Annotated in this window: 7 protein-coding genes and 1 pseudogene; 2 read left to right on the top strand and 6 right to left on the bottom strand. The window is 70.0% G+C overall.

Going from position 1 to position 6,686, the window contains the following annotated elements; all coding sequences use genetic code 11:
• The 6 genes and pseudogenes from JO059_RS22885 to rimP form a co-directional block, all read right to left on the bottom strand.
• Positions 1-140, bottom strand: a pseudogene (locus tag JO059_RS22885) (bifunctional oligoribonuclease/PAP phosphatase NrnA); the annotation flags it as partial.
• Positions 115-573, bottom strand: coding sequence for a 30S ribosome-binding factor RbfA (gene rbfA, locus JO059_RS02050; protein ID WP_293314375.1), 459 nt, complete (start codon positions 571-573; stop codon positions 115-117). The pseudogene JO059_RS22885 and the gene rbfA, both read right to left, overlap by 26 nt.
• A 12-nt stretch (positions 574-585) precedes the next feature.
• The gene (infB, locus tag JO059_RS02045) at positions 586-3,357 is read right to left on the bottom strand and encodes a translation initiation factor IF-2 (RefSeq protein WP_293314373.1); all 2,772 of its coding nucleotides are present in this window, start codon (positions 3,355-3,357) and stop codon (positions 586-588) included.
• A 76-nt stretch (positions 3,358-3,433) separates the two neighbouring features.
• Complete coding sequence (locus JO059_RS02040) at positions 3,434-3,679, bottom strand: YlxR family protein (protein ID WP_293314371.1); 246 nt, start codon at positions 3,677-3,679, stop codon at positions 3,434-3,436.
• A gap of 182 nt (positions 3,680-3,861) precedes the next feature.
• The gene (nusA, locus tag JO059_RS02035) at positions 3,862-4,938 is read right to left on the bottom strand and encodes a transcription termination factor NusA (RefSeq protein WP_293314370.1); all 1,077 of its coding nucleotides are present in this window, start codon (positions 4,936-4,938) and stop codon (positions 3,862-3,864) included.
• The gene (rimP, locus tag JO059_RS02030; protein ID WP_293314368.1) at positions 4,935-5,492 is read right to left on the bottom strand and encodes a ribosome maturation factor RimP; all 558 of its coding nucleotides are present in this window, start codon (positions 5,490-5,492) and stop codon (positions 4,935-4,937) included. Before rimP ends, nusA begins: the two co-directional genes overlap by 4 nt.
• A gap of 217 nt (positions 5,493-5,709) precedes the next feature.
• On the opposite strand from rimP, the gene JO059_RS02025 reads away from it, so the two are divergent.
• Together JO059_RS02025 and JO059_RS02020 are read left to right on the top strand one after the other, a co-directional pair.
• Positions 5,710-6,237 (top strand): hypothetical protein, encoded by a 528-nt coding sequence (locus tag JO059_RS02025; RefSeq protein WP_293314366.1) that lies wholly within the window; start codon positions 5,710-5,712, stop codon positions 6,235-6,237.
• Positions 6,234-6,680 (top strand): ferritin-like domain-containing protein, encoded by a 447-nt coding sequence (locus JO059_RS02020; RefSeq protein ID WP_293314365.1) that lies wholly within the window; start codon positions 6,234-6,236, stop codon positions 6,678-6,680. The genes JO059_RS02025 and JO059_RS02020 overlap by 4 nt, the downstream gene beginning before the upstream one ends.
• Positions 6,681-6,686 lie beyond the last annotated feature (6 nt).

The raw sequence follows: 6,686 nt of genomic DNA, 5'->3' as shown, positions 1-6,686 counted from the left end.
TCGGGATGGACATGGGCGACCACCGCGACCGTCGCGGCCCGCGACAGCAACTCGACGGCAGCGAGGGCGTCCACAGATGCCCCCGGTGCCCCCACCCGGGAGCGATCCACGAGCTCAGTCTTGGGATCGATCGTCGTCATCGGTGTCCCTGACACGATATGGATCGGCCTCCCCCGCCGGCTTGGCGCCCGAGCGCGCCCGCGCCACGTCCGCGTCCGCGGCCCGAGCCCGGGCCAGCAGCTCGTCCATCCGCTGCACGCTGTCGGAGGTGGTGTCCCGGGTGAAGGTCAACGTCGGGGTGAAGCGCACGCCCGTGCCGGCTCCGACCTTGGTGCGCAACGCGCCTTTTGCGCGCTCCAGGGCGGATGCGGCGGCGGCATAGTCGGGCTCGTCGTCGAGCGTGCGCCCCATCACCGTGTAGAAGACAGTCGCATCGTGCAGGTCGGCGGTCAGCTTGGTGTCCACAATGGTCACCCCGTCCAGCCCGGGATCCTTGATGTCGAACTCGATCGCCGAGGCGACGATGGTGTTGATCCGTTTAGCCAACCGGCGCGCGCGGGCGGGGTCAGGCATGCCGAGCGCCCATCAGGCGCGCTCCTTCTGAACCAGCTCGTAGGACTCGATGACGTCGCCTTCCTTGATGTCGGAGTAGCCCAGCGTCATACCGCATTCAAAGCCCTCGCGGACCTCGGTCACGTCGTCCTTCTCCCGTCGCAGTGAGGTCACCGTGAGATTGTCGGCAACCACGATGTTGTCCCGCAGCAACCGGGCCTTAGCGTTGCGGCGCACCACACCGGAGGTGATCATGCAGCCGGCGATGACGCCCACCTTAGACGAGCGGAACAGCGCACGGATCTCAGCGCGGCCGAGCTGGTTCTCCTCGTAGATCGGCTTGAGCATGCCGCGGAGAGCCTTTTCGATCTCGTCGATCGCCTGGTAGATGACCGAGTAGTAACGGATCTCGACGCCCTCGCGGTTGGCCAGCTCGGTCGCCTTGCCCTCGGCGCGCACGTTGAACCCGATGATGATCGCGTCCGAGGCCGACGCCAGGTTGACGTTGGTCTCGGTGACGCCACCGACACCGCGGTCGATGACCCGCAGCGCCACCTCGTCGTCGACCTGGATACCCATCAGGGCCTCTTCCAGCGCCTCGACCGTACCGGCGTTGTCCCCCTTGAGGATCAGGTTGAGCTGGCTGGTTTCCTTCAGCGCCGAGTCCAGGTCCTCCAGGCTGATCCGCTTGCGCGACCGCGCCGCCAGCGCGTTGCGCTTGCGGGCGCTGCGCCGGTCGGCGATCTGGCGGGCGATGCGGTCCTCGTCGACAACCAGGAAGTTGTCACCGGCGCCAGGCACCGACGTGAAGCCGATCACCTGCACGGGGCGCGACGGCAGGGCCGCCTCGACGTCCTCGCCGTGCTCGTCGACCATGCGGCGCACCCGGCCGTAGGCGTCCCCGGCGACCACCGAGTCGCCGACGTGCAGCGTGCCGCGCTGCACCAGCACGGTGGCCACCGGGCCGCGGCCGCGGTCCAGGTGCGCCTCGATCGCCACACCCTGGGCCTCCATGTCGGGGTTGGCCCGCAGGTCCAGCGCGGCGTCGGCGGTCAGCAACACCGCCTCCAGCAGCTGCTCGATGTTGGTCCCGACCTTGGCCGAGATGTCGACGAACATCGTGTCGCCGCCGAAATCCTCTGCCACCAAACCATATTCGGTGAGCTGGCCGCGAATCTTCGCCGGGTCGGCGCCTTCCTTGTCGATCTTGTTGACCGCCACCACGATCGGCACGTCGGCGGCCTGCGCGTGGTTGATGGCCTCGACCGTCTGCGGCATCACGCCGTCGTCGGCGGCGACCACCAGGATGGCGATGTCGGTCGCCTTGGCGCCGCGGGCACGCATGGCGGTGAACGCCTCGTGACCCGGGGTGTCGATAAAGGTGATCAGCCGCTCGGTGCCGTCCAGGTCGACCGACACCTGGTAGGCGCCGATGTGCTGGGTGATGCCACCCGCCTCGGCCTCACGGACGTTGGCCTGACGGATGGTGTCCAGCAGTCGGGTTTTGCCGTGGTCGACGTGACCCATCACGGTCACCACCGGCGGGCGAACCTGCAGATCTTCCTCGGTGCCTTCGTCTTCGCCGTAGGACAGGTCGAAGGATTCCAGCAGCTCGCGGTCCTCGTCCTCGGGGCTGACGACCTGGACGTTGTAGTTCATCTCGCTGCCCAGCAGCTCGAGCGTTTCGTCGCCGACGGACTGCGTGGCCGTCACCATCTCGCCGAGATTGAACAGCGCCTGCACCAGCGCCGCCGGGTTCGCGTCGATCTTTTCGGCGAAGTCGCTCAGCGAGGCGCCGCGGGCCAACCTGATCGTCTCGCCGTTGCCGTGGGGCAACCGCACGCCGCCGACGACCGGCGCCTGCATCGAGTCGTATTCCTGGCGCTTCTGCCGCTTGGACTTGCGGCCGCGCCGCGGCGCGCCGCCGGGACGGCCGAACGCGCCGGCGGCGCCGCCGCGCTGACCGGGACGGCCCCCGCCGCCTCCTCCGCCCCCGGGCCGGCCCCGGAAACCTCCCGGAGCGCCGCCGGGCGCGGCACCGACACCGCCGCGGTAGTTACCGCCACCCGAGTCGGAACGGCCGCCGGGCCCACCCGGCCGCCCACCGCCGGGGCGAGGTGCGCCCGGACGCGCAGGACGGGCCTGCCCACCGGCCCCGCCGGGGCGCGGGGGCATGCTGCCCGGCGAAGCGCCGGGGCGCGGCGCGCCCGGCCTGGCCGCCCCGGGGCGGGGCGCCATCGGACGCGGAATCGGCCGGTCGACGGGCTGCGCCGACGAGAACGGGTTGTTGCCTACACGCGGCGTGCGGACTCCCGGCTTCGGGATGGGACCGGGACGCGGACCCGGCGTCATACCGGGATGAGGGGCCGGGTGGCCGGTCGGCTGCCCCGGGACGGGCGGCTTCGGTTGCCCCGGGGACGGCGCCGTGGGCCGAGCGGGGGCGGGCGCCGCGGGCGCGTCTGCGGTCGCGGCCGGGGGCCCCTGCGCGGCGGCCGCCACGCCGCCCGCGGCGGGCCGGGGAGGCGCGGCCATCGCCTCGCCATTGCCAATCGGCTTGCTGATCGCCTTGTCGAGGGCGTGATCGAGCGATCTGTCGGGCACCTTCGCGGCCGCCGTGGCAGCTGCCTTTTCGGGGGCCGGCTTGCTGCCGCCGAAGGACTCCCGCAGGCGGCGGGCGACCGGCGCCTCAACGGTCGACGAAGCGGATTTCACGAATTCGCCCTGTTCGTTCAGCCGGGCGAGAACTTCCTTGCTGGTGACACCGAGTTCCTTGGCCAACTCGTGCACGCGGGCCTTACCTGCCACTACATCTCCTGTCTATGAGGCGACAGCAGTGGGCCGCGCGCCTCGGGTTTAGCTATGAAGCATTGTCATCGGGGCTTCACGGTGTGCTCATGTTCTTTGCTACCTGTTCTGTTGCCGCGATGATCGGGCGAACATAACTCTCTATGCCCTCGACCACCGCGGATGTGTCCGGTGAACCGGCGATGCGCAGCGCTTTGGTGAAAGCCCGCCGCCGAATCGCCTGTTGTGCGCACGCCGGTGTGGGATGCAGCCACGCACCCCGCCCCGGCAGGCTACGCCCCGTGTCAACGATCACGGCGTATTCGCCGTTCCCGCGGGGCACAGCCACCACTCGAAGCAGTTCGACGGCCAACTCTCGCTTTCGGCAACCCACGCACGTCCGCACGGGTCCACCCGTGCGTCTGTGCGCCCGGCTGGTTCCGGGCACCGAAAGTTCGCGCTGGATCACGGCTCAGTCTAGCGTCCCTTGATCCGAGGTCCGAACCACCCGAATGCCACGCCGCGCTAGTGGTCGTGCGCCACTCCGTGCTTGGCGCGGGTCGCGGATTCGGTTGCCGGTTCGCTGCCCGTGTGAGCCCGCGGATGAGCGCCCTCACCCGGCGAATCCCCGCGGATGTCGATGCGCCAGCCGGTGAGCCGGGCGGCCAGCCGGGCGTTTTGGCCCTCCTTGCCGATGGCCAGCGACAGCTGGAAGTCGGGCACCACCACGCGGGCGGCCCGGGCGGTCTGGTCGATCACCGACACGGAGACCACCTTGGCGGGCGACAGCGCGTTGGCAACGAAGCGGGCCGGGTCCTCGTCATAGTCGATGATGTCGATCTTCTCCCCGGACAGCTCGCTCATGACGTTGCGGACCCGCTGGCCCATCGGGCCGATGCAGGCGCCCTTGGCGTTGAGGCCCGGAACGTTCGACTTCACCGCGATCTTGGAGCGGTGGCCGGCTTCGCGGGCGACGGCGACGATCTCGACCGATCCTTCGGCGATCTCGGGCACCTCCAGCGAGAACAGCTTGCGGACCAGGTTGGGATGGGTGCGGGACAGGGTGATCACGGGCTCACGGGACCCGCGCGTCACACCGACCACATAGCAGCGGAGCCGGTTGCCGTGCTCGTAGCTCTCGCCGGGGACCTGTTCGGCCGCCGGGATCACTCCCTCGGATGCCTTGGTCTCGGAGCCCATCCGAACGACGACCAGACCGCGGGCGTTGGCCCGGCTGTCCCGCTGAATCACCCCCGCGACGATCTCCCCCTCGCGGGTGGAGAACTCGCCGTAGGTCCGCTCATTTTCGGCGTCCCGGAATCGCTGCAGCATCACCTGGCGTGCGGTCGTCGCGGCAATGCGACCGAAACCCTCCGGAGTGTCGTCATATTCGCTGATGAGGTTGCCGTCCTCGTCTACCTCCCGGGCGATCACCCGCACGACGCCGGTCTTGCGGTCGATCTCGATGCGGGCGTCCATCTGGTGACCCCGGGTGTGCCGGTAAGCGGTGAGCAGCGCGGATTTGATGGTCTCGAGCAGTTCGTTGACCGAGATGCCGCGATCCACCTCGATGGCATGCAGCGCGGCCATGTCGATGTTCATGAGCGCCGCTCCTCTCCGCCGCAAGCGAGTGGGGGTGTGATCGCCCCGGCCGCCAATTCCAGCTCAATCTCGCTAGGCGGCGAAAACTCCACCTGCACAACGGCTTTCGCGATTTCGGTGAGCGGGATATGCCGCACCGCCCAATCCCGGCCGTCGCGGACCACCAGCGCGGCCGCGCCATCGCGCGTCTCACCCAGGCGGCCGATCAGCTGTGAGCCGCCCGCCAACGCGAGTTCGACCTTGCGGCCGCGGGCGCGGCGAAAGTGTTTCTCGGTGGTCAGCGGCCGGTCCACGCCCGGTGAGCTGACCTCGAGCACATACCGGTCGCGGATGCCGTCAAAAATTCGTGAGCCGTCCAGCAACGCCGAAGCCGAACGTGACAGCGTGGCGATGGTGTCGAGGTCGAGCGGGTCGTCGCCGTCGGCGATCACCGTGATCCGGGGCGGGCGCGCCCGCGTGTCGACGACCACTTCCTCGATTTCATAACCGGCGCGCGCGAACTCACCGCCGAGTAGCTCGATCACCTGCGTCTGCGAAGGTAGCCCGGGGGTCACGGCGAGCTCCTCATCTTGAGTTGTCCGGTCATCAGGCGGGCGTCACCACCCGATCGACTTCCGGGCGGCTTGCGTGCCCCGGCGGAACGCACCCGCTTTCGTTCCGCGAGAGCCAGCTATCAACGATACGCCAGAAATCGCTGATGGCGGCCAGATCGCGCGTCTCGGTCAAGGTCCTCGCACCGGGCCGGTGCGGCGCCAATGGCAGGATGTTGCTGTGTCCAGCGCAGTACCCGTCACCAGCAGGCGGGGTGTGCTCGCCGGCGGCGCTGCTCTCGCTGTGCTCGGGGTGCTCGCGTCCGCCTGCGGCAACTCCCCGCCCAAGCCGCCCCCCGTCGAGACGCTGCTGGGGCCCCTGGACCAGGCCAGGAAGGACAGCGCGCTGGCGGGCGCCGCGGCCGCCGACATCGGCCACCCGCCCCAGATCGCCGCCGCCCTGACGGTGGTCGCCACCCAGCGCGCCGCCCATGCCCGCGCCCTGTCCACGGAAATCACCCGCGCGGCCGGCAAGCTCGCACCGTCATCGAGCGAGACCACCAGCCCCGGCCCGGCCTCACCCGCCGGCCCGCCACCGCCGCCGCCGCCCGTATCCGACGTCATCGATGCGCTGCGCGCCTCCGCCGAGAGCGCCAGCCGGCTGGTTGCCTCCGAGTCCGGCTACCGGGCGGGGCTGCTCGCGTCCATCGCCGCCTCCTGCACGGCGTCTTACCAGATCGCGCTGGTGCCGGGTGGGCCGTCGATATGACCTCCGGCAAGGATGCCGACAACGCGGCGCTCTGCGACGCGCTGGCGATCGAACACTCGACCATCTACGGGTACGGCATCGTGTCCGCGCTCTCGCCGCCCAGCGTCAACGACATGGTGGTGGAGGCGCTGACCCAGCACCGCCAGCGTCGCGACGATGTGATCGCGATGTTGGCCGCCCGCAAGGTCAACGTCCCCGTCGCCGCCCCCGGTTACCAGTTGCCCCTGCTGGTGGCCAGCGCCGCGGATGCGGCGAGGCTGGCGGTGCGGATGGAGAACGACGGCGCGACGGCTTGGCGCGCCGTCATCGAGCACGCCGACACGGCCGACGACCGGGCATTCGCCTCGACGGCCCTGACCCAGAGCGCCGTGATGGCCGCCCGATGGAACCGCGTGCTGGGGGCCTGGCCCATCACGACCAGTTTCCCCGGCGGCAACGAGTAGCCGCCC

Origin of the sequence: Mycobacterium sp. (assembly GCF_019247615.1) — a bacterium.
GTDB lineage: Bacteria > Actinomycetota > Actinomycetes > Mycobacteriales > Mycobacteriaceae > Mycobacterium.
This window is presented reverse-complemented; position numbering and strand designations above follow the sequence as displayed.

Excerpts from the sequence above, each read along its gene's own strand:
- rbfA (WP_293314375.1), bottom strand. The coding sequence starts at position 573 with ATGCCTGACCCCGCCCGCGCGCGCCGGTTGGCTAAACGGATCAACACC.
- nusA (WP_293314370.1), bottom strand. The coding sequence starts at position 4,938 with ATGAACATCGACATGGCCGCGCTGCATGCCATCGAGGTGGATCGCGGC.
- JO059_RS02020 (WP_293314365.1), top strand. The coding sequence starts at position 6,234 with ATGACCTCCGGCAAGGATGCCGACAACGCGGCGCTCTGCGACGCGCTG.